The sequence below is a fragment of the Pantoea sp. CTOTU46764 genome, from assembly GCF_031974595.1.
GTDB classification, from domain to species: domain Bacteria; phylum Pseudomonadota; class Gammaproteobacteria; order Enterobacterales; family Enterobacteriaceae; genus Pantoea; species Pantoea trifolii.
The window spans coordinates 1-20,260 of the sequence record NZ_DALYOQ010000070.1 but is presented as its reverse complement, the minus strand read 5'-3'; the positions used below and the strand labels follow the sequence as shown (position 1 = coordinate 20,260).

The following is a 20,260-nucleotide window of genomic DNA, read 5'->3' as shown; positions in this document are numbered from 1 at the left end:
ATGCCTGTATTCAAAATCGGGAGAAAAAATGGGGGGCGATTGTATCACCGGTGGCGGAAAAAAGCGCGACTGCTGGCGGGCACAAACAGCAGCGCTAACACCAGCACATCCGGCAGTTTTTGCAGCAGCGTGTGATGAATGATCTGCGCATTGCTTTCGCCAGGGATGCTGAAAATTTCCGGGTAGATCCAGCCCACCGATGCCATCAACATGTAGATCAGCACAATGATTTGCGTCGCGACATAGCCCCAGCGCCCATGATTATTGCCGCGCATCAGGGTAAAGGCGCAGCGCAGTTCAAACAGGAAAATCAGCTGGCTGGCGATAAAGATCAGTGTCGAATCCCAGGCTTGCGCGCTGCGATGCACGAAATTGGCAAGTTCGTCGTAACCCAGTTCGTTGGCCAGCAGCAACACGCTGAGGCAGCGCGTAATGATGATGGCGCAGCCTGCGACCATCACCGGCACCGGCGTAGCGTTAATCATTGAACCGTTTTTCAGGGTTTCCGACATGGTATTGCTCCGTAACTGAGGTGCGCATGAATGCGCACCCTACGACGTAGGGTCGCCATTAATGGCGACCTTAATGTTACGGCGTTCAGCCACGTTTTGCTTTCTGAATATCGCGTAAACGCTGCTTTTCTTCGTGCGCCATAAAGCGCCAGGCGATAAAACCGACTAAACCCACGACAAACAGAATCAGCGAGGCTAAGGCGTTGATCTCCGGATTCACGCCACGACGCACGGTAGCGAAAATCGCCATCGGCAACGTGGTCGCGCCAGGGCCGGTCACGAAGCTGGCTATCACCAAATCATCCAGCGACAAGGTAAACGCCAGCAGCCAGCCGGTAACGATAGCGGGCGCGATCATCGGTACGGTGATCACGAAGAACACTTTCACCGGCGTTGCGCCCAGATCCATCGCCGCCTCTTCAATCGAGCGATCCAACTCACGCAGACGCGAGTTAATCACCACCGCCACGTAAGCGGTACAGAAGGTCACGTGCGCCAGCCAGATGGTCAGCATGCCGCGATCGCTCGGCCAGCCAAAGGTATTACCCATCGCCACGAACAGCAGCAGCAACGATAAACCGGTGATCACATCGGGCATTACCAGCGGCGCCGTCAGCATAAATGCGAAACCGTTATGCCCACGGAAGCGACCAAAGCGCACAATCACCACCGCCGCCATGGTGCCAAGCACCACTGCCATGGTGGCTGAGAGCGCGGCGATGGTCAGGCTGAGACCCACCGCATCCAGCATCGCCTGATCCTGGAACAGCACCTTGTACCAGTGGAATGAGAAGTTCTCCCACACCGTGACCAGCGGCGAACTGTTGAAGGAGTAAACCACCAGCAGCAGCATCGGCGCGTACAGGAACATAAAGCACAGCACCAGAATCACGGTGCGCAACGGAGAGCGAATGGTCGGTAACTGGCTCATTCTTTCTCTCCCACATCACGGTTCTGGTGCTTGTGGAACCAGATAATCGGCAATATCAGAATCAACAGGATGATCACCGCCAGCGCGGACGCTACCGGCCAATCACGGTTGTTAAAGCACTCCTGCCACAAAATACGACCAATCATGATGCTGTCCGGACCACCGAGCAGTTCCGGGATCACGTACTCGCCGACCGCCGGGATAAACACCAGCATCGAGCCGGCAATAATTCCGCCTTTGGTCAGCGGCACAATCACGCTGAAGAAGGTTTTCAACGGACGAGCGCCGAGATCCAGCGAGGCTTCCACCAGCGAATAATCAATACGCGTCAGCGCGGTATAAATTGGCAGCACCATAAACGGCAGATAGCAGTAAACGATACCGATATATACCGCCGTGTTGGTGTAGAGGATCACCAGCGGATGATCGATCACGCCGAGCCACATCAGGAAGCGGTTGAGAATGCCGTTGTTGTTGAGCAAGCCCATCCACGCGTATACGCGCACCAGAAACGAGGTCCACGACGGCAGGATCACCAGCAGCAGCAGAATAGTGCGCATTGAAGGCTTGCTGTGCGCCACCGCCCACGCCAGCGGATATCCGATCATCAGGCAGATAATGGTGGAGATGCCCGCCACTTTCAGCGACGTCAGATACGCGTCGGCATACAGCGGATCGTCGGTCAGTGTGAAGTAGTTTCCGAGGTTGAGCACCAGATTGAGCTCGCCATCGGCCCAGGTGACCAAATCGGTATACGGCGGAATGGCGCGCGCAATATCGGCAAAACTGATCTTCAGTACGATCAGGAACGGCAGCAGGAACAGCAGGATCAGCCACAGATACGGCAAGGCAATCACCAGCTTGCGGCCATGCTGCATCTTGATGCGCGTTGCCCAGCGCTGCAGCGGCGTGCCCAACACTTCGGGCTCGCTGCGTTGAGAAATCTGGCTCATATCGCCCCCTTAAACCGTCAGAACCACACAGCTGTCGGCGTCCCAGCAGAGACGCACTTCATCGCCCCACGTTGGCGCGCCTTTGCGGTAGCGATGGGCGTTTTGCAACTGTGCGCTGATCATCTGGCCGCTGCGCAGACGCACGTGATAAATCGACAGGTCGCCGAGATAGGCGATGTGAACCACTTCACCCACGGCAAAATTACAGCCATCGGCTGGGACTTCTTCGCACAGCATCACTTTTTCCGGACGCAGCGCCACGTGCACCGGCACGTTATCCACCACGGAAACATCGGTCTGCACTTTCAGCGGATGCACCAGTCCCGGCGCGTCAATGATCAGCGCGTCTTCGCCGCGCTCGCGTAGCAAGCCTTCAAACACATTTACTGATCCGATGAACTCAGCGCTGTAGCGGCTGGTTGGATGCTCGTAGATCTCTTCCGGCTCACCAATCTGCACGAATTTGCCACGGTTCATGATGGCGATACGGCCCGCCATGGTCATCGCTTCTTCCTGATCGTGCGTTACCATCACGCAGGTAGCGCCGACACGCTCGAGAATATCGACCACTTCATGCTGCATGCGGTCACGCAGTTTTTTATCCAGCGCGCCCATCGGTTCGTCGAGCAGCAGCAGCTTAGGACGTTTCGCCAGGCTACGCGCCAGCGCCACACGCTGACGCTGACCGCCAGAGAGCTGATGCGGCTTGCGCTTTGCGAACTCCTGCATGTGCACCAGCGACAGCATCTCTTCGACGCGGCTAGAGATTTCGCCTTTCGGCAGTTTGTCCTGCTTCAGGCCAAAGGCAATGTTCTGCTCCACCGTCATGTGCGGGAACAGTGCGTAGGACTGAAACATCATATTGATGGGGCGCTGATACGGCGGAACATGGGAGAGATCCTGGCCATCCAGCACAATCTGGCCGCTGGTTGGCGGTTCGAATCCCGCCAGCATGCGCAGCAAGGTCGATTTGCCACAGCCGGATGCGCCCAGCAGCGCAAAAATCTCACCTTTATAAATGGTCAGACTGACATCATCCACGGCGTGCTGCCCGTCAAAAGATTTGGTCAGGTTGCGAATTTCCAGCAGCGGCGTCATCGCCTTAGCCGTTTTATTTGGGGGGCGGGGAATCGCGTCGTTCACTAACATTTCTCCGGCGCTAAAATCGCGCGGCACAGCCAGCCGCTAAAAATGGCACAACAGAGGCCATCACTGCGCCTCTGCTGTCGTCTTCAGGCAATAATCGTTCAGAACGAATTACTTACCACTTTTTACTTTAGTCCATGCACGGGTACGCACACGATCCAGTTTCGGATCCTGGACCTTGAGCACAAACAGTTTGGCCATGGCATCCGGCGTTGGGAAGATGCCCGGATTGTTGCGCACGTCCGCATTGATCAGCGGCAGCGAGGCTTTGTTACCGTTGGCATAGTTCATGTTGTTGGAAACATCAGCGATGACTTTTGGATCCATCATGTAGTTGAGGAATTGATACGCCCCTTCCACATTTTTCGCGTCTTTAGGAATCGCAAACATGTCGAAGAACGCCAATGCGCCCTGCTTCGGCACGATGTAGCCCAGATGCACGCCGTTGTTGGCTTTATCCGCACGATCTTTCGCCTGCAGAATATCGCCCGACCAGCCAATCGCCACGCAGATGTTGCCGTTCGCCAGGTCGTTGATGTACTGCGACGAGTGGAAGTAACGGATGTTTGGACGCAGTTTCAGCAGCAAATCGGTCGCCGCGCCAGAGTAATCTTTCGCGTCAGAGCTGTTTGGATCTTTACCCAGGTAGTTGAGCACGGTAGCGAAGATCTCTTCCGGTGCATCAAGGAAGGAGACGCCACAACCTTTCAGTTTTTCCAGGTTTTCTGGTTTCAGCACCAGATCCCAGCTATCCAGCGGCACATCTTTGCCCAGTGCGGCTTTCACTTTATCGACGTTATAGCCGATGCCGGTGGTGCCCCACAGATAAGGAATCGCGTATTTGTTACCCGGATCGTGCTGGGCGACTTTCGCCATCAGATCGGGATCAAGATTTTTGTAGTTTGGCAGCTTGCTCTTATCCAGCTCCTGGAACACGCCCGATTGCAGCTGACGCGCGAGGAAGCTCGACGACGGCACCACCACGTCATAACCGGTGCTACCGGCCATCAGTTTGCCTTCCAACACTTCGTTGGAGTCAAAGACGTCATAAACCACTTTATCGCCGGTCTGCTTTTCGAAGTTCGGCACGGTATCCGCCGCGATATAATCGGACCAGTTATACACATGAACCGTACTACCTTCGGCCTGCACACCGCTGGCCGCAGCCATCAATGCACCAGCAACCACACCTGACAACCATTTTTTACGTTGGTTGAACATGTTTTACTTCCTCCTGAGCGGGTCATCACAACGCTGCATACACGGCGATCCGGACGTTGCGTTTTCTGTTAAATCACAGGCACACAATGAATCAATATTCAGCGGGAGTTTAATAGCAAAAACCTATACCTGCGCTGAGGTTGCACGTCTCAAGCAGCCCCGCAAGAATAGCCCCCCCGCACCACCTGCACCAGATCCCAGCTTAAAAAACGCCTTTTCGCGATACGTTATGCATGTTTCTGCTATGGGGTTTGGCGTTAGTGGCATAAAGCACGACTAATATCTGGCAATAAAGGGCAAAGTGCAGAATAAAAAGTGGTGAGGCAAAAATGAAAACTGCCGCAAAAAGCGGCAGTTAGCGAGGCGGGGAACTCAGTGCAGCATCGCGTGGCTGCTGGAGCTGGGTTGTCGCTCCTCTTCTTCTTCAACCACCAGCAAGTGGTTAGCAAAGGCTTCCATGATCACCATAGAAACGCCCTCTTCACTCTGCTTCATAAAGTGGGAGAACTGACCGAAGGTTAATCCGGCGCTGGTACTGATCGACTGGCAGACAATCAGCTTCGGCAGATTGTCGTCCTGAATATCAACAAAGGCTTTAATGGTCAGCGAGCTGGCGTTGATCTGCGATAAATCGCCCACCAGCGGAATCAGCGCCGTCGGTTTTACTTCTGCCAGCGCGGAGAAGAGAATAACGTTATCCACCAGGTCAATTTTTGCATCAAACACCCCGTCAAAATTCTGCATATGCGGCAGATGCAGTGCCTGACAGGCATCGCATTCAAACCAGGTGATATTTTGTTGATCCAGCCAGCGACGCAGCACGTCAATGTCCGGAACGACCAGTGAATCCATCGTAATATCCTGTGGGGTGAAGAAATGAGCGCCTTAGCTTACGGAAAAACCGATCTGGATGCCACGAAAACCGCTGAAAAGCGCGGGTTAGCCGCCGGTTTTAGGACGATAGCCGGGGCAAGCGTGCTGCTCAATCCACTCGATCATCATGGTGGCGATATCTAATCCGGTAATGCCCTCAATGCCTTCCAGTCCGGGCGAGGCGTTCACCTCCATCACCAGCGGTCCACGATTTGCGCGCAGGATATCCACGCCCGCCACCTCGAGCCCCAGCGTGCTGGCGGCTTTTACCGCGACATCCCGCTCCTGATCGGTGATGTGCACGGCGCGGGCTTTGCCGCCGCGATGCAGATTAGAGCGAAAATCGCCCTCTTTCGCCTCGCGCTCAATCGCTGCCACCACTTCATTGCCAATCACCAGGCAGCGAATATCGCGCCCTTGCGCCTCCTTGATGAACTCCTGCACCAGAATATGCGCATTGAGGCCACGAAAAGCGTCGATCACGCTCTCCGCCGCCTGGCGCGTTTCCGCCAGCACCACACCGATGCCCTGCGTGCCTTCCACCAGCTTCACCACCAGCGGCGCACCGCCCACCATCGCGATCAAGTCATCGGTATCATCCGGCGAGGAGGCAAAACCGGTGATCGGCATATCAATGCCCTCACGCGCCAGCAGCTGCAGCGAGCGCAGCTTGTCGCGCGCGCGGGTAATGGCGACTGATTCATTGAGCGGATAGCTGCCACGCACCTCAAACTGGCGCAGCACGGCGGTGCCGTAAAAGGTGGTGGCGGTGCCGATGCGCGGGATCACCGCATCAAAATGCCCCAGCGTCTCGCCGCGATAGTGCACCGCCGGTGAATCGGAATTGATGTTCATGTAGCAGGAGAGCGGATCGATGATCTGCACCTGATGACCACGCTCCTCCGCAGCGTCGCGCAGACGCTTACACGAATAGATCGATCCATCGCGGGTGAGAATGGCCATTTTCATTGCAAAGTTCCTTGTGCTTAGCGCGTCGCCCAGCCCTGCTGATGCAGGTAATCCAGTATGAAGGGACGCGTTTCTTTAATAATCAGGCGTTGAATCAGCTGGCTCCAGGTTTCGGAACGCTGGTTGCTATCACGTTGCTGATAATAGGCAGTAATTTGCTCATCGTACTGTGCCAGCACCTTTTTATCGACGGGCTGATAGCTATTTTCATGCACCAGCATCGCTTGCGGCATGCGTGGCTTGACGTCCGGCGCATCAGCCGGATGACCGACGCAGAAGCCGAACAGCGGCAGCACATACTTCGGCAGTTCCAGCAACTCGGTTACTTCAGCGATGCTATTACGAATCCCGCCAATGAATACGCCGCCAAGGCCCAGCGATTCCGCCGCCACCATGGCATTTTGCGCCATCAGCGCGGTATCAACGCAGCCGAGCAGCAGCTGTTCAGCGCGCCCGAGTTGCGCATCCGGGCAGATCTGCTGATGACGATTGAAATCCGCGCAGAACACCCAAAACTCCGCTGCCGCGCTGACCCAAGGCTGGCCGCCGGTCAGCTGTACCAGCTGCTCGCGCTTTGCGGGATCGGTAATACGAATAATCGAGGAGCACTGCAAAAAGCTGGAGGTCGAAGCCGCTTGTGCCGCTGCAATAATGGCGCTGCGTTGCGCCTCATCAATGCCCTGTTCGGTAAAAGCGCGAATGGAACGGTGGCTGCACAGTAAATCGATAGTCGGCGTCATAAATCCTCTCCGGTGGTTACTTCTTTTTGTTGGAATGATTGAACAATTGTGGAGCCATCGCCTTCGCCGTGCGCCACATCATCATCCATGCGGCAGGCAGCATCAGCGCGATGCCGAGAAAAAACAGCAGCGTCGCCAGCGGCTTTTTCGCGATGAAATCAGGCGCGCTCACCCAATCGTTGGTTAGCAATAATGCCCCAATCACGGCAAGCACGCCGAGCACTTCGAGCAGCAACACGGGTTTCGGTAATCTAGCGAGATCACGCATGCGAAGGTTCCCTTGGCGTTCAATCAGTTTTAGCATCTGCATAGGCAGCAGGTATCAGAATAACAGGTAACTTCTTCTTTCATTAAGCAGGATGGGCGGGCATGATGTGACGCATTATTCAAGCTGTGATGTGATTCTAGTCACAAAACAGCAGCGGAAGGAGAGAAGCAATGATTGCAGTGATTTTTGGCCGTTCTAGCTGCCCTTACTGCGTACGTGCGAAAGAGTTGGCCGCCAGGCTGACCAGCGAGCGCGACGATTTCAACTATCAGTACGTTGATATTCAGGCCACCGGCATTACTAAAGCCGATCTGGAAGCCCGTGCCGGCAAGCCGGTGACAACCGTGCCGCAGATTTTCCTCGACGATCAGCACATTGGTGGTTACACCGAATTCGCTGCCTGGACCAAAGAAAACCTGGGTATCGAAGCATAAGAGAACGGGCCTGCGGGCCCGTTTTGGCTGGTGCTATTCGGCACGCATCGCCAGCATAATCCGCAGCAAGCGCACCAGCAGCGCTCCACATCCCGCCCAGAACAGCGCACTTAAACTCCAGGCCACAATCAACAAGCCGCTATGCGTGATTGGCACCGCCAGCATTAACCACATCATGCCCAGCAGCGTACCGCCCAGCGCCCCCCACAAGGTGCTGATCAGCGGACTTTCCGCCTGCAGTAGCGCCATCAAACATCCCGGCAGTAAAAAAAGCAGTAATTCTGGCTGTCCGCGCACGGCTTGTTCACTGGCGGCGGCCCAGAAATGATGTGCATAAATAAACACCAGCGTATAAAGCATCACGCCCAGAATCGATGCTGGCCAGCGATTATTGCGCTGCAACATAATTATCCTCAACTTTGACGTTAACAATTATGAAACTTTTTCTGCCCTGATGCGTACGACTGGAAATAAAAAGAAACAGCTGGAGGCGAAAGGAATGAAAACTGCCGATAGCTGAGGCTGTTAATTATGATTAGAATGACGCCGCTTTAGATTTCGGCTTGAACGCTTTTGTTGCAGGAACCTTAACGTTCGGCACAAGATAGCGAAAAAAGTCACTTTCATCAACGTGTTAAAGGTTAAGAAGAAGTTAAACCGTGAACATTAACGTCGCAGAATTGTTAAGCGGAAATGACGTTCTGTTATTATTTGTCGTTTTAGCACTCGGACTCTGCTTAGGTAAATTACGCCTCGGTTCGGTCCAACTCGGTAATTCCATTGGCGTGCTGGTTGTTTCGTTGATTTTAGGTCAACAGCACTTCGCCATTAATACTGACGCATTAAGTCTTGGCTTTATGTTGTTTATTTTTTGTGTCGGCGTGGAAGCCGGACCTAACTTTTTCTCGATATTTTTCCGCGACGGTAAAAATTACTTCTTCCTGGCGATTGTCATGGTGGTCAGTGCGCTGTTAATCGCGCTGACGCTTGGCAAGGTATTCGGCTGGGATATTGGTTTAACCGCGGGCATGTTAGCCGGTTCGATGACCTCGACGCCGGTGCTGGTGGGCGCTGGCGATACGCTGCGGCAAAGCATCAGCGACAGCCATCAGCTCACCTTGATGCAGGATAATCTCAGCCTCGGTTATGCACTCACCTATCTGGTGGGTTTAGTCAGCCTGATTTTTGGCGCGCGTTACCTGCCGCGCCTGCAACATCAGGATCTGCCCACCTGCGCGCAGCAAATCGCACGTGAGCGCGGCCTTGACGCCGACAGCCAGCGCAAAGTGTTTCTGCCGGTTATTCGCGCCTATCGCGTCGGCCCGGAACTGGTGGAGTGGAGCGGCGGCAAAAACCTGCGCGAGCTGGGCATTCATCGCCAGACCGGCTGCTACATTGAACGTCTACGCCGCAACGGTATTCTCGCAAGCCCGGACGGTGACGCGATGCTGCAACTGGGCGACGATATCTCGCTGGTCGGTTATCCCGATGCGCATGCGCGCCTAGATCCTAGCTTCCGTAACGGCAAAGAGGTATTCGATCGCGATCTGCTTGATATGCGCATCGTCACCGAAGAGATCGTGGTGAAAAACCACAACGCGGTGAACAAGCGCCTGAGCCATCTCAAACTGACCGATCACGGCTGCTTCCTTAACCGCGTGATTCGCAGCCAGATCGAGATGCCAATCGATGACAGCATTATGCTCAACAAAGGTGATGTGCTGCAGGTAAGCGGTGAAGCACGTCGCGTGAAAAGCCTGGCCGATCGCATTGGCTTTATCGCCATTCACAGCCAAATCACCGATCTGCTCGCCTTCTGCGCCTTCTTTATCGTCGGCTTGATGATCGGCATGATCACCTTCCAGTTCAGCAATTTCAGCTTTGGCATCGGTAATGCCGCCGGTTTGTTGTTCGCGGGCATCATGCTCGGCTTTATGCGCGCCAACCATCCCACCTTTGGCTACATCCCGCAGGGTGCGCTGACGATGGTGAAAGAGTTTGGTTTGATGGTGTTTATGGCGGGCGTTGGCCTGAGCGCGGGCAGTGGTTTGCAACACGGTTTTGGCAGCGCCGGTGCGTTGATGCTGGTGAGTGGCTTACTGGTGAGTTTACTGCCGGTGGTGATTTGCTATCTGTTCGGCGCTTATGTACTGCGCATGAACCGCGCGCTACTGTTTGGTGCCATCATGGGCGCGCGCACCTGTGCGCCGGCAATGGAGATCATCAGCGATACCGCGCGCAGCAGCATTCCAGCCTTGGGCTATGCAGGAACGTATGCCATTGCTAACGTTTTGCTGACGCTGGCCGGCACCTTGATCGTGATAATCTGGCCACTTTTGCCTTTATAAAAATATTTTCGCGCTGTCCAGAACTTTCTTTGGGGGGCGCAGTCTGAATAAGTGCCACTGCTTTTCTTTGAAATCCCCAAATTGTGGAGCCCGCCGGTCACTGACTTGCGGGTTTTTTTATGGCTATTTCGCCAGCTTGCCAAAATCTCCTTCGTCATCCTCTTGCTACGCCCTGTTTTAATTAAACCTTCTTGCAACTTTCATCAAAGTTAAACACTCCAACAACCCGCAATAAGTTTAAGAGCGCGACTATGTACTCATAGCTGGTCCGCTTTTAGGCTATCAAACTTATTTTGCAGCCATCTTTGCGCTGCTGTTTTTCGGGTAAACAAGACGAGGACAAGGAATCGTGATGGAAGCACTGAACCACACGCTTTTTTTATGGATCAACGCCACGCAGGATTCGCCACAGTGGCTGATTAGTCTGGCGACCTTTATCGCCAAAGATGTGATTGCCATCGTGCCGCTGCTGATTGTGGCGCTGTGGCTGTGGGGACCGCGCGAACATGTGCAATCGCAACGTGCGCTGGTGTTAAAAACCGGCATGGCGCTGCTGTACGCGCTGAGTATCTCATGGTGCGTCGGCCAGCTGTTGCCACATCCGCGTCCTTTTGCCATAGGATTCGGACATCAGTTCTTATCTCACGCCGCAGATGACTCTTATCCAAGCGATCACGGCACCACCATTTTTACCTTTGCCCTGGCATTTATCTTCTGGCATCGCTTGTGGTCGGGCGTGCTGTTGCTGGTGATCGGCAGCGCCATTGCGTGGTCACGCGTCTACCTTGGCGTGCACTGGCCAATGGATATGCTGGGCGGATTTCTGGTTGGTTTGCTGGCGTGTCTGGCGTCGCACATGGCGTGGCAGCTGTATGGCGAGCGGATGCTGGCGTTTACCCATCAGGTGTATCGCGCACTGTTTGCTATGCCGATTAAGAAAGGGTGGATACGTGAGTGAGGGATGAGGTCGCCATGAATGGCGACCCTGCAACACGGTGCGCTTGATGCGCACCGTTTTTTATTAACTAAACCACTTCCCGAACCAGCCGTGGAATTTCATCATAATGAAATCCCAAATCCGGCCAATAAAGCCGCCTTCCGGCACCGCTTCCATCGCCACCAGCGGACGTTGTTCAATGGTTTTGCCATCCAGTTGGAAATCAATGGTTCCCACCACCTGATTCTTCTCCAGCGGCGCTTCCAGCTGCGGTGAGTTCAGGGTAAAGCTGGCCTTGAGGTTTTTCATCTGCCCTTTCGGCACGGTGATGGCTGCGTCTTTTGCTACACCGAGATTGACCTGGCTATGATCGCCAAACCATACGCGCTGCTGCGCAAACGGCTTGTCGGCCTTAATCGGCGTCACGGTTTCATAGAAGCGGAAGCCCCACGTCAGCAGCTTCTCGCTTTCACGGAAACGCGTAGCATCCGTTGCCGCGCCGAGCACCACGGAAATCAGGCGCATATCACCTTCGGTTGCCGAGGCCACCAGATTGTTGCCCGCGCCAGACGTGTGACCGGTTTTAATACCATCCACCTTCAGATTAGTGCTCCACAGCAGACGGTTACGGTTCATCTGCTTAATCTTATTGAAGGTGAACTCTTTTTCGCTGTTGATCGCATACTCTTCCGGCACATCGCTGATCAGGCGCTGGCCGATAATCGCCATGTCGCGCGCGGTGCTGTATTGCCCTTCAGCGTCCAGGCCGTGTACCGTCATAAAGTGGGTGTTTTGCAGGCCAAAGGCTTTGACATAGTTGTTCATCAACCCGATAAACGAATCCTGGCTGCCCGCAACATAATCAGCCAATGCGATACAAGCGTCGTTGCCAGATTGAATCACCACGCCTTTATTCAGTTCAGAGACCGGAATGCGATCGCCGGGTTTGAGGAACATCAGCGATGAACCGCGCAGTTTTGGATTGCCGGTTGCCCACGCATCCTGGCCGATGGTGACCATATCATCGTTAGTAATCTTGCCCGATTTCAGCGCCTGGCCGACCACATAGCTGGTCATCATTTTGGTCAAACTGGCGGGGTCAAGGCGCTGATCGGCATTAGATTCTGCCAGCACTTTGCCGCTGTTGTAATCCATTAAGATCCAGGCTTTGGCGTCTATCTGCGGAGCGGCTGGAGCTTGTTCTGCCAGCGTTGAAATAGGAATGAAAAGTAATAATAGTGACGATGCAGCCAGCGGCCGCCATGCAGTAGCGAAGGTGTTTTTTCTCATGAGGATGACCAGATTGTCCTTGTTAAATCTTGGTTTTTTGCAGATAAGACATGTCTCATCCCACGCTAACGGTTCAGGCCAGCGAAAAAAACCGTCCAATCGTAAAGTTTTATAGAGTTTATTAGAGTAACCCTGGCACCAACCGCGCAGCGCTGCCACTTTTGCCTATCTGACTATTGAAAAATTTTGCGTGTAATTCCGATTTTTCGCAGAACGGTTAAGCCAGTCACAAATTTCCGCTAACCTGAATTCAGTCAGCCTGAGGAGAGCCGCGATGGACTTAGCCATTTTCGATTTGGACGAAACCCTGATTTGTGAAGACAGCACCAGCCTGTGGCTGCGCTGGTTGGTTTCACAGGGATTCGCCCCCGAAGAGATCATCCAGCAGGAGAAAATCCTGATGGAGAAATATCACACCGGTACGTTATCGATTGAAGAGTACATGAACACCACGCTGGCGCCACTCGCCGGTCTGGCCACCATGACCGTTGAAGGCTGGGTACGCCGCTTTATCCATCGCGACATCATGCCGCGCGTTTTTCCCGCCGCCCGCGAGCGTATTGAGTGGCATCAGCAGCGCGGCGACACGGTGATGATCATTACCGCCAGCGGCGATCATCTGGCTGTTCCCATCGCCGAGCGCCTTGGTGTTCACGGCGCACTGGCGATTGGCGTTGAAGTGGTGGATGAACGCTACAGCGGACAAACCTACGGCACCATGACCTATCGCGAAGGCAAAGTGACGCGCCTCAGCGACTGGAAAGCGTTACAGCAGGATCAGCGCTTTGAACGCACCTGGGCTTACAGCGATTCAATGAATGATTTACCGCTGCTGGCGCATGCCGACCATGCATGGGTGGTGAATCCCAATCCGCTGCTGCTGCAGGAAGCACAACAGCGCGGATGGGAAGTGTGTAACTGGGCACGCTAAGTTAACCGCGTGGGGCGCTGGCGGCGTCTGGCAGCCCCACTTTCAGCAACTTGCCGTTGGACTCATCGGTCAGCACGTAGAGATAGCCATCCGGGCCTTGTCGCACATCACGAATACGCTCGCCACGCTCTTGAAGCAATCTCTGCTCCTCCACCACTTTTTCGCCATTCACCTGCAGGCGAATCAAACTCTTCTCCTTCAACGCGCCGATAAACAGTGAGTTTTTCCATTGCGGGAAGCGCGCGCTATTGTAGAACGCCATGCCGCTGATGGCGGGCGAGACTTTCCAGTAGTGCAGCGGTTGCTCGGTACCTTCGACTTCACTGCCTTTCGCTTCCGGCACTTTCTGCCCGCTGTAATCAATGCCGTATGTTGCCAGCGGCCAGCCGTAATTTTTGCCCTTCTGCGGAATGTTTACCTCATCGCCGCCGCGCGGGCCGTGTTCGCTTTCCCACATTTGCTGCGTCCACGGATTGAGCGCCAGCCCTTGCGGATTGCGCATGCCGTAAGACCAGATTTCAGCACGCGCGCCCTGGCGATTAACAAACGGGTTGTCCGGCGGGATTTCACCGTCTTTGGTCAGACGCACGATTTTGCCGGAGAGCTTATCCAGCTGCTGCGCGCTGCTGCTGGCGAAATTGTCACCGAAGGCGATATAGAGAAAACCCTGACGATCAAACGCCAGTCGCGTGCCGATATTGGCGCCACTCGACAACTTCGGCGTTTGCTCCAGCACCACTTTAAAGTCGCTCAGCTGGCGGTTGTCATCGCCTAATCGGCCATACCCCACCACGCCACCGGCGCGACCGCTGGCATCGGCGGTGGTGTAGCTGAGCCACACGCGGCGGCTTTGGGCAAAGTCCGGCGCCAGCACCACATCCAGCAGGCCGCCCTGACGATTCGCCCACACCTTCGGCACGCCGCCGATCGGTTGCGACACGCCGTTGTCCGGCTGCCAGCTGCGCAGCTGGCCGGAACGTTCAGTGATTAATAGCGTTTGATTGTCGGGCAGAAAAGCCACGGACCACGGATGATCGAGCTTGTCCTGCAGCACCTGAACCTGCACATCGGCAGCGAATAACGGTAAGGACGTGCTTAAAGCGCCAAACAGCAGCGCGGCGGGCAGTAAACGCATGGCATTCTCCTTTATCACGGTCTGCCGTTAAGGGTAGTCAGCGCGTGACAAAGGATGTGCAGGATTTACAAAACATTAAGCCCGGCACACGGCCGGGCACAGGTTCACGGCACGGAGAACGCCAACGTGTCGCGCACCATCTCATCAATGCCTGGACGGAGATCGGTGAGGGTAATTGGCGTGTTGTTATTCGGTAGGGTTTTGCCGAAGGCTTTGCGCACTACTTTAATCATCGGCTTGCCGGTTTGTGCATCCACCGCTTCGATTTCGAGGAACAGCGAGCTCTCTTGTGTGCGATGTCCGGTTGCCGCCATGGTGCTGGCGACCACGGCAGCAATCGGCACCACTTCGTAGAACTGCACGCCTTCATTTTCTGCCGATACCGCCGTAATCGCCGCTTTCACCAGCAACGTACGCGGGCCTTTGGTGGTCACCAGCGGCTTGCGTTCAGAAATCGCCCGCTTCAGCTGGCTATCGGTGTAACTTCGCACCTCATCCAGCGTTTGCTGGCTGATACGCGCAGTCGGGTGCGCCGCCGGATAATAGATCACCGGCGTGTAAACCACGCCTCGATAATCCGCATCGTGATAATCGGGAGAGATCCAGCGCAGCGTCGGTTTACCGCTTGGCGATTCGGTCGATTGCAGCTGACTATAATCGCCGAGGAAGCCGGAATATTGTTTTTTGTCGGCCACATGAGAGGTACAACCCGCAGCCAGCAGCGCCAGCGTTAACACGGGAACACAAAGGGGAAATCGCATGAGAGAGCCCTTATCAGAGGTAATTGCTTCTCAAGTGTAGAGGTTGGTTTTCAGCGCGGGAGGAAATATTAGCGAAATGCGAGGAAAAACCACCTGCATTGCAGGTGGTTAGGCGGAATTACTCGAAGCAGGTTTCCGGGTTTTCCGACAGTGAAATAAAGGATTCACCGCCTTTGGTCAGCGCAATGATGCCTCCGCTCTCAATATCATAAACCCACCCGTGCAGGCGCACTTTGCCTTTACGCAGCGCGACCGCCACGGAAGGGTGTGTTTTGATATTGTTCAGCTGTGCAATCACGTTCTCTTTCACCATTTCGTTGAGACGTTTCTCAACCGAATCGTAGTTGCGCTCTTCCACCACCGCTTTCGCCGCGTTGGCGTAGTGCAACCAGTGGTCAACCGCGGGCATGGTCTCCAGATCGGCATTGGAAGCAATCGCGTTCATAGCACCGCAGTTGGAGTGACCACAAATAATAATTTCGGTCACGCCCAAAGCAACAACCGCATACTCAATGGTGGCGGACACGCCGCCCGGCTCTGGACCAAACGGTGGCACGATATTCCCGGCGTTACGGATCACGAACAGCTGACCCGGCTCCGACTGCGTCACCAGCTCTGGCACCAGACGGCTGTCTGAGCAGGAGATAAACAGGGCTTTGGGATTTTGGTTGGATGCCAAACTTTTGAAAAGATCCTTCCTTTCAGGGAACACATTCTGTTGAAAATTCAGAAAACCTTTGACGATCTCTTGCATATGTCTGCTCTCACATTATCCACTTCTGCCCTGGCAGTGAGGATTCACTATCAGTGCGATTTGAAATTTTCAGTGAAGATAAGTACTTACCTTTACCGACCCAACATTTAAGCAAAACACGTCAGCTTACACAACTTGGATCACGTTCGCAGACGAGCAACGCAGGCGCGGCGCTTAATGAGAGCGCGCGTCGCTCACTGAGTTAAGCATATCTACAGCACATTGGTTGTCGATAAGGAGATTCTTACACAGCCTATACATTTTCCTCTGCAACCTCTGTACAATCGCCCCCCTATCCACACTAATTATGATGAATTTTTAACCTTATGAGCCAAGTCAAAAATCCACCGCGCGTGGGGTTCGTCTCCCTCGGCTGTCCGAAAAACCTCGTCGACTCTGAACGCATCCTGACGGAACTGCGTACCGAAGGCTATGACGTGGTGCCACGCTACGATGATGCAGAGATCGTCATCGTTAACACCTGTGGATTTATTGATAGCGCCGTACAGGAATCTCTGGAAGCGATTGGTGAAGCGCTGAACGAGAACGGCAAAGTGATCGTCACCGGCTGCCTCGGTGCCAAAGTGGATCAGATCCGCGAAGTGCATCCGAAGGTGCTGGAGATCACCGGCCCGCACAGCTACGAGCAGGTGCTTTCGCACGTGCACACCTATGTGCCTAAGCCGGAGCACAACCCGTTCCTCAGCCTGGTGCCAGAGCAAGGTGTCAAACTGACGCCGCGCCATTACGCCTACCTGAAAATTTCCGAAGGCTGCAACCATCGCTGCACCTTCTGCATCATTCCATCGATGCGTGGCGATCTGGATAGCCGCCCAATTGGTTCAGTGCTCGACGAAGCCAAACGTCTGGTCGAAGCCGGCGTGAAAGAGCTGCTGGTGATCTCACAAGACACCTCCGCTTACGGCGTGGATGTCAAACATCGCACCGGTTTCTGGAACGGATCGCCAGTGAAAACCAGCATGGTGAGCCTGTGCGAGCAGTTAGCCAAACTCGGCGTGTGGGTGCGTCTGCACTACGTTTATCCGTATCCGCATGTGGATGACGTTATTCCGCTGATGGCTGAAGGCAAGATTCTGCCGTACCTCGACATTCCGCTGCAGCACGCCAGCCCGCGCATCCTCAAGCTGATGAAGCGTCCAGGCGCGGTAGAGCGTACGCTGGAGCGCATCAAGCGCTGGCGTGAAATCTGCCCAGAGCTGACGCTGCGTTCAACCTTTATCGTCGGCTTCCCCGGTGAAACCGAAGACGATTTCCAGATGCTGCTCGACTTCCTGCAGGAAGCGCGCCTCGATCGCGTTGGCTGCTTCCAGTACAGCCCGGTAGATGGCGCAACCGCCAACCAGTTGCCGGATCAGGTACCGGATGACGTGAAGCAGGATCGTTTTGATCGCTTCATGCAGCTGCAACAGAAGATCTCCAGCGAACGTCTGCAGGAAAAAATCGGCCGCGAAGTGCTGGTGCTGATTGATGAAGTGGATGAAGAAGGCGCGGTCGGCCGCAGCATGGCTGACGCGCCGGAAATTGATGGCGCGGTCTATCTGAACGGCGATCGTCAGGTGAAAGTCGGTGATGTGGTGCGCGTTAAAGTCGAACACGCCGACGAATACGATCTGTGGGGCACGCGCGTTTAACCATACTTCTGCTGGTGCGCACGCTTGCGCGCCAGATAGTCAGTATCCGCGCGCAGTTTATCCCAGCACGCTTTGAAAACGGCCGCCGCAGCGGCCTTTTCTTTTTCTGTAGTACGCGGCAATTCGTTGCCCGCCTCGTCATATTTCCGCCCGCCCTGATGATTGCTGTAGCGGCGCGCACGCGTGTACCCCATCTGAATATATTTGCGCGCCATGTCCATGCCGACAAAATCGTCCTGCGCGCGATACGTTTCAAACAACTGCATGATCTGTTGTGAAGACTGCTTTGCCAGCTCGACGGTGCGAAAACGCCAGTGCGGCAGAATCTCACTTTTGTAAGGTTCGACCATCAACACGCCCTGCTCGCCGCGCCCCACCTGATAGAGCTCTGGCTGCTGGCGAAAATCGATGTGCTTGAAATCCTGCTCGTAATTGAACGCTTTCATCTGCTTTTTCCCGCCTCTCATCATCCTGTGACGTAATTATTTCCCGCTGGCACTTAAGCGATTTGCTTTTATACCGATAACTTCACTATCAGCCTACTTCCTCAGAGACGCACCTATGTTTAAACGAATGAAAATTGTGACGGCCATCATGATGATATTGGTGGTTTTCACCGCGATGCAGGCGATTTCCGGCTCGCTGTTTTTATCATCACTGATTACCGGACAGCATAATTTCACCACCAGCAATCAGCTGTCGCACCAGCAACGGGAGCTGGCCGATGGCTGGCAAACGCTGGTGAAGACCCGCGTGATCATCAACCGTGTTGCCATTCGTATCCTAAAAAAACAGACGGATGAAGCGTCAGTCGCCGCCATCAACAAACTGCTGATCAGCGCAGGTGCGTCACTGGATGAAGCGAAGCAACATTATGATCTCTATAAGAGCATGCCGCGTATTGCCGGACAAAGTGCGGATTCAGCCAGTGTAGTCGACGCTAAGTTTGCTGCCTTCGCTGAATTGCTGAAACAGTCGGCGGCGTTCCTGAAAGCCAATGATTACGCCGCCTATGGCAACCTTGATGCCCAGCAGGCGCAGGACGATCTGGAAGTGGCTTACAAACAGTGGCGTGAGCAGAACGTGCAACTGCTGGCCGAGCGCAATGCGGAATATGACAATAACTATCAGCATATGCTGGTGTTGGTCGCCGTAATGGCGGTGGTTGTGGTGCTGCTGCTGGTTTCCGTGTGGATTCTGGTGCGTCGCATTCTGCTAGCACCGATGAAGCTGGTACAACAGCAGATGGAACGCTTCGCCGATGGCGATCTCTCCGCCAGTTTGCAGGTGGAAGGCCGCAGCGAAATGGCGTCGATTGCCGCCAGCCTAAACCACATGCAGCAGTCGCTGCTCAGCACCATCAACAATGTGCGTGATAGCGCGGATGCGATTTTTGGCAGCGCCAGCGAGATTGCCACGGGAAATAACGATCTCTCCTCACGCACCGAACAACAGGCAGCGTCACTGGAAGAGACTGCGGCGAGCATGGAAGAGCTGACCGCCACGGTGAAACAGAACGCCGATAACGCCCGTCAGGCGACGCAGCTGGCGAAAACCGCTTCGGAAACCGCCGACAAAGGCGGCAACGTGGTAGATGGCGTGGTGAAAACCATGCGCGATATCGCCGACAGCTCGAAGAAAATCGCCGATATCACCAGCGTGATTGATGGCATCGCCTTCCAGACCAACATCCTTGCGCTCAACGCAGCAGTAGAAGCGGCGCGTGCCGGTGAACAAGGGCGCGGTTTTGCCGTGGTGGCAGGCGAAGTGCGCAATCTGGCGCAGCGCAGCGCCCAGGCGGCGAAAGAGATCAAACTGCTGATTGAGAATTCCGTGCAGCGCGTCAACACCGGTTCGCAACAGGTGAGCAGCGCCGGTGAAACCATGCAGGAGATCGTCAGCGCTGTCACCCGCGTCACCGATATCATGGGCGAGATTGCTTCGGCGTCCGATGAGCAGAGTCGCGGCATCGACCAGATTGGGCAGGCGGTGAACGAGATGGATCGCGTCACGCAGCAGAACGCCACGCTGGTGCAGGAATCCGCAAACGCCTCGGCGTCGCTGGAACAGCAGGCCAGCAGCCTCTCTTCTGCGGTGGCACGCTTCAAAACCGGCGCTCGCCAAGCCGCTGCGCCGGTGGCGAAAGTGGTGAAACCGGTGATGACGCCAACCCGCGCCGCACCTGCCACCGCGCACAGTAATGACAATTGGGAAACGTTTTAAGGGCGGTGTCGTGCGGTTGTCGAAAAGGTCGCCATAAATGGCGTAATGCTTGTCAGTTAAGCCAACGAAGAGTGCGCAGGCCGGGGCCACTTTTGGTCCTGCGGTCCTCGCGCCGCTATCGCGGTACCTTCACTTTGCTCGTCTGCCTGACGGACCGGCGGAGACGGGACCTCCATGTCCCG

The 20,260-nt window shown here is 54.9% G+C and carries 21 protein-coding genes; 6 read left to right on the top strand and 15 right to left on the bottom strand.

All coding sequences use genetic code 11. The annotated features are described in order from the left end of the window. Nucleotides 1-44: 44 nt before the first annotated feature. The 9 genes from RTM06_RS18695 to RTM06_RS18655 all read right to left on the bottom strand — a co-directional run bounded on the left by RTM06_RS18695 (nt 45) and on the right by RTM06_RS18655 (nt 7,613). The gene (locus tag RTM06_RS18695; protein ID WP_293795908.1) at nt 45-512 is read right to left on the bottom strand and encodes a YbjO family protein; all 468 of its coding nucleotides are present in this window, start codon (nt 510-512) and stop codon (nt 45-47) included. Between the two features lie 85 nt (nt 513-597). Then, on the bottom strand, nt 598-1,443 hold the full coding sequence (gene potI / locus RTM06_RS18690) for a putrescine ABC transporter permease PotI (protein WP_312184193.1): 846 nt from the start codon (nt 1,441-1,443) through the stop codon (nt 598-600). After that, complete coding sequence (gene potH / locus RTM06_RS18685) at nt 1,440-2,396, bottom strand: putrescine ABC transporter permease PotH (RefSeq protein ID WP_312184191.1); 957 nt, start codon at nt 2,394-2,396, stop codon at nt 1,440-1,442. Before potH ends, potI begins: the two co-directional genes overlap by 4 nt. A 9-nt stretch (nt 2,397-2,405) precedes the next feature. Next, complete coding sequence (gene potG, locus RTM06_RS18680) at nt 2,406-3,539, bottom strand: putrescine ABC transporter ATP-binding subunit PotG (RefSeq protein ID WP_158238594.1); 1,134 nt, start codon at nt 3,537-3,539, stop codon at nt 2,406-2,408. A 114-nt stretch (nt 3,540-3,653) separates the two neighbouring features. Further along, nucleotides 3,654-4,763, bottom strand: coding sequence for a spermidine/putrescine ABC transporter substrate-binding protein PotF (gene potF / locus RTM06_RS18675; protein ID WP_312184189.1), 1,110 nt, complete (start codon nt 4,761-4,763; stop codon nt 3,654-3,656). 372 nt (nt 4,764-5,135) lie between these two features. Next, entirely contained in the window at nt 5,136-5,615 is a 480-nt protein-coding gene (locus RTM06_RS18670; RefSeq protein ID WP_008102469.1) for a YbjN domain-containing protein, read from the bottom strand. An 87-nt stretch (nt 5,616-5,702) separates the two neighbouring features. Continuing rightward, nucleotides 5,703-6,605, bottom strand: coding sequence for a 30S ribosomal protein S6--L-glutamate ligase (rimK, locus tag RTM06_RS18665; RefSeq protein WP_293795902.1), 903 nt, complete (start codon nt 6,603-6,605; stop codon nt 5,703-5,705). 17 nt (nt 6,606-6,622) lie between these two features. Beyond that, the gene (gene nfsA / locus RTM06_RS18660; RefSeq protein ID WP_312184186.1) at nt 6,623-7,345 is read right to left on the bottom strand and encodes an oxygen-insensitive NADPH nitroreductase; all 723 of its coding nucleotides are present in this window, start codon (nt 7,343-7,345) and stop codon (nt 6,623-6,625) included. A gap of 16 nt (nt 7,346-7,361) precedes the next feature. Continuing rightward, complete coding sequence (locus RTM06_RS18655; RefSeq protein WP_256696061.1) at nt 7,362-7,613, bottom strand: DUF1418 family protein; 252 nt, start codon at nt 7,611-7,613, stop codon at nt 7,362-7,364. A gap of 170 nt (nt 7,614-7,783) precedes the next feature. Here RTM06_RS18655 and RTM06_RS18650 point away from each other — a divergent pair, with 170 nt between their 5' ends. Continuing rightward, entirely contained in the window at nt 7,784-8,047 is a 264-nt protein-coding gene (locus RTM06_RS18650; RefSeq protein ID WP_256696060.1) for a GrxA family glutaredoxin, read from the top strand. A gap of 33 nt (nt 8,048-8,080) precedes the next feature. Here RTM06_RS18650 and ybjM read toward each other — a convergent pair whose 3' ends face one another. Then, the gene (gene ybjM, locus RTM06_RS18645) at nt 8,081-8,452 is read right to left on the bottom strand and encodes an inner membrane protein YbjM (RefSeq protein WP_312184184.1); all 372 of its coding nucleotides are present in this window, start codon (nt 8,450-8,452) and stop codon (nt 8,081-8,083) included. A gap of 254 nt (nt 8,453-8,706) precedes the next feature. Between ybjM and RTM06_RS18640 the strand changes: the two genes are divergently transcribed. Then, nucleotides 8,707-10,395 carry an aspartate:alanine antiporter gene (locus RTM06_RS18640; RefSeq protein ID WP_061717183.1) on the top strand — a complete coding sequence of 563 codons (1,689 nt, stop codon included), beginning with the start codon at nt 8,707-8,709 and terminating at the stop codon, nt 10,393-10,395. A gap of 352 nt (nt 10,396-10,747) precedes the next feature. Continuing rightward, the gene (gene ybjG, locus RTM06_RS18635; RefSeq protein ID WP_061717185.1) at nt 10,748-11,353 is read left to right on the top strand and encodes an undecaprenyl-diphosphate phosphatase; all 606 of its coding nucleotides are present in this window, start codon (nt 10,748-10,750) and stop codon (nt 11,351-11,353) included. 63 nt (nt 11,354-11,416) lie between these two features. Here ybjG and RTM06_RS18630 read toward each other — a convergent pair whose 3' ends face one another. Next, nucleotides 11,417-12,622 carry a serine hydrolase gene (locus RTM06_RS18630; RefSeq protein ID WP_071531640.1) on the bottom strand — a complete coding sequence of 402 codons (1,206 nt, stop codon included), beginning with the start codon at nt 12,620-12,622 and terminating at the stop codon, nt 11,417-11,419. A gap of 274 nt (nt 12,623-12,896) precedes the next feature. On the opposite strand from RTM06_RS18630, the gene RTM06_RS18625 reads away from it, so the two are divergent. After that, a complete protein-coding gene (locus tag RTM06_RS18625) occupies nt 12,897-13,553 on the top strand; it encodes an HAD family hydrolase (RefSeq protein WP_312184180.1) in 657 nt (218 codons plus the stop codon). A 1-nt stretch (nt 13,554) separates the two neighbouring features. Here the strand turns inward: RTM06_RS18625 and RTM06_RS18620 are convergent, their stop codons facing one another. From RTM06_RS18620 to RTM06_RS18610, 3 genes are all read right to left on the bottom strand, one after another. Continuing rightward, nucleotides 13,555-14,688: a PQQ-dependent sugar dehydrogenase gene (locus RTM06_RS18620; RefSeq protein WP_312184178.1), complete on the bottom strand. Its 1,134-nt coding sequence runs from the start codon at nt 14,686-14,688 to the stop codon at nt 13,555-13,557. 104 nt (nt 14,689-14,792) lie between these two features. Further along, nucleotides 14,793-15,449: a DUF3313 domain-containing protein gene (locus tag RTM06_RS18615; protein WP_312184176.1), complete on the bottom strand. Its 657-nt coding sequence runs from the start codon at nt 15,447-15,449 to the stop codon at nt 14,793-14,795. 118 nt (nt 15,450-15,567) lie between these two features. Further along, nucleotides 15,568-16,203, bottom strand: a complete 636-nt coding sequence (locus RTM06_RS18610) for a carbonic anhydrase (RefSeq protein WP_256696054.1) — start codon at nt 16,201-16,203, stop codon at nt 15,568-15,570. 326 nt (nt 16,204-16,529) lie between these two features. Between RTM06_RS18610 and rimO the strand changes: the two genes are divergently transcribed. Beyond that, nucleotides 16,530-17,855 carry a 30S ribosomal protein S12 methylthiotransferase RimO gene (rimO, locus tag RTM06_RS18605; protein WP_256696053.1) on the top strand — a complete coding sequence of 442 codons (1,326 nt, stop codon included), beginning with the start codon at nt 16,530-16,532 and terminating at the stop codon, nt 17,853-17,855. On the opposite strand, the gene RTM06_RS18600 is transcribed toward rimO, so the two are convergent. Further along, nucleotides 17,852-18,301: a DUF4385 domain-containing protein gene (locus RTM06_RS18600; RefSeq protein WP_293795882.1), complete on the bottom strand. Its 450-nt coding sequence runs from the start codon at nt 18,299-18,301 to the stop codon at nt 17,852-17,854. The two genes, rimO and RTM06_RS18600, sit on opposite strands and share 4 nt — an antisense overlap. A 115-nt stretch (nt 18,302-18,416) precedes the next feature. Here RTM06_RS18600 and RTM06_RS18595 point away from each other — a divergent pair, with 115 nt between their 5' ends. Next, nucleotides 18,417-20,078, top strand: a complete 1,662-nt coding sequence (locus RTM06_RS18595; protein ID WP_312184172.1) for a methyl-accepting chemotaxis protein — start codon at nt 18,417-18,419, stop codon at nt 20,076-20,078. The last annotated feature ends 182 nt before the right edge of the window (nt 20,079-20,260 follow it).

What these genes read in the sequence shown, in the direction of transcription:
- potI (WP_312184193.1), bottom strand. Translation starts at nt 1,443, where the DNA reads ATGAGCCAGTTACCGACCATTCGCTCTCCGTTGCGCACCGTGATTCTG.
- rimO (WP_256696053.1), top strand. Translation starts at nt 16,530, where the DNA reads ATGAGCCAAGTCAAAAATCCACCGCGCGTGGGGTTCGTCTCCCTCGGC.
- rimK (WP_293795902.1), bottom strand. Translation starts at nt 6,605, where the DNA reads ATGAAAATGGCCATTCTCACCCGCGATGGATCGATCTATTCGTGTAAG.
- RTM06_RS18650 (WP_256696060.1), top strand. Translation starts at nt 7,784, where the DNA reads ATGATTGCAGTGATTTTTGGCCGTTCTAGCTGCCCTTACTGCGTACGT.
- RTM06_RS18600 (WP_293795882.1), bottom strand. Translation starts at nt 18,301, where the DNA reads ATGAAAGCGTTCAATTACGAGCAGGATTTCAAGCACATCGATTTTCGC.
- potF (WP_312184189.1), bottom strand. Translation starts at nt 4,763, where the DNA reads ATGTTCAACCAACGTAAAAAATGGTTGTCAGGTGTGGTTGCTGGTGCA.
- RTM06_RS18595 (WP_312184172.1), top strand. Translation starts at nt 18,417, where the DNA reads ATGTTTAAACGAATGAAAATTGTGACGGCCATCATGATGATATTGGTG.
- nfsA (WP_312184186.1), bottom strand. Translation starts at nt 7,345, where the DNA reads ATGACGCCGACTATCGATTTACTGTGCAGCCACCGTTCCATTCGCGCT.
- RTM06_RS18630 (WP_071531640.1), bottom strand. Translation starts at nt 12,622, where the DNA reads ATGAGAAAAAACACCTTCGCTACTGCATGGCGGCCGCTGGCTGCATCG.
- ybjG (WP_061717185.1), top strand. Translation starts at nt 10,748, where the DNA reads ATGGAAGCACTGAACCACACGCTTTTTTTATGGATCAACGCCACGCAG.
- RTM06_RS18655 (WP_256696061.1), bottom strand. Translation starts at nt 7,613, where the DNA reads ATGCGTGATCTCGCTAGATTACCGAAACCCGTGTTGCTGCTCGAAGTG.
- RTM06_RS18615 (WP_312184176.1), bottom strand. Translation starts at nt 15,449, where the DNA reads ATGCGATTTCCCCTTTGTGTTCCCGTGTTAACGCTGGCGCTGCTGGCT.
- RTM06_RS18620 (WP_312184178.1), bottom strand. Translation starts at nt 14,688, where the DNA reads ATGCGTTTACTGCCCGCCGCGCTGCTGTTTGGCGCTTTAAGCACGTCC.
- RTM06_RS18610 (WP_256696054.1), bottom strand. Translation starts at nt 16,203, where the DNA reads ATGCAAGAGATCGTCAAAGGTTTTCTGAATTTTCAACAGAATGTGTTC.
- RTM06_RS18695 (WP_293795908.1), bottom strand. Translation starts at nt 512, where the DNA reads ATGTCGGAAACCCTGAAAAACGGTTCAATGATTAACGCTACGCCGGTG.
- potH (WP_312184191.1), bottom strand. Translation starts at nt 2,396, where the DNA reads ATGAGCCAGATTTCTCAACGCAGCGAGCCCGAAGTGTTGGGCACGCCG.
- ybjM (WP_312184184.1), bottom strand. Translation starts at nt 8,452, where the DNA reads ATGTTGCAGCGCAATAATCGCTGGCCAGCATCGATTCTGGGCGTGATG.
- RTM06_RS18670 (WP_008102469.1), bottom strand. Translation starts at nt 5,615, where the DNA reads ATGGATTCACTGGTCGTTCCGGACATTGACGTGCTGCGTCGCTGGCTG.
- RTM06_RS18625 (WP_312184180.1), top strand. Translation starts at nt 12,897, where the DNA reads ATGGACTTAGCCATTTTCGATTTGGACGAAACCCTGATTTGTGAAGAC.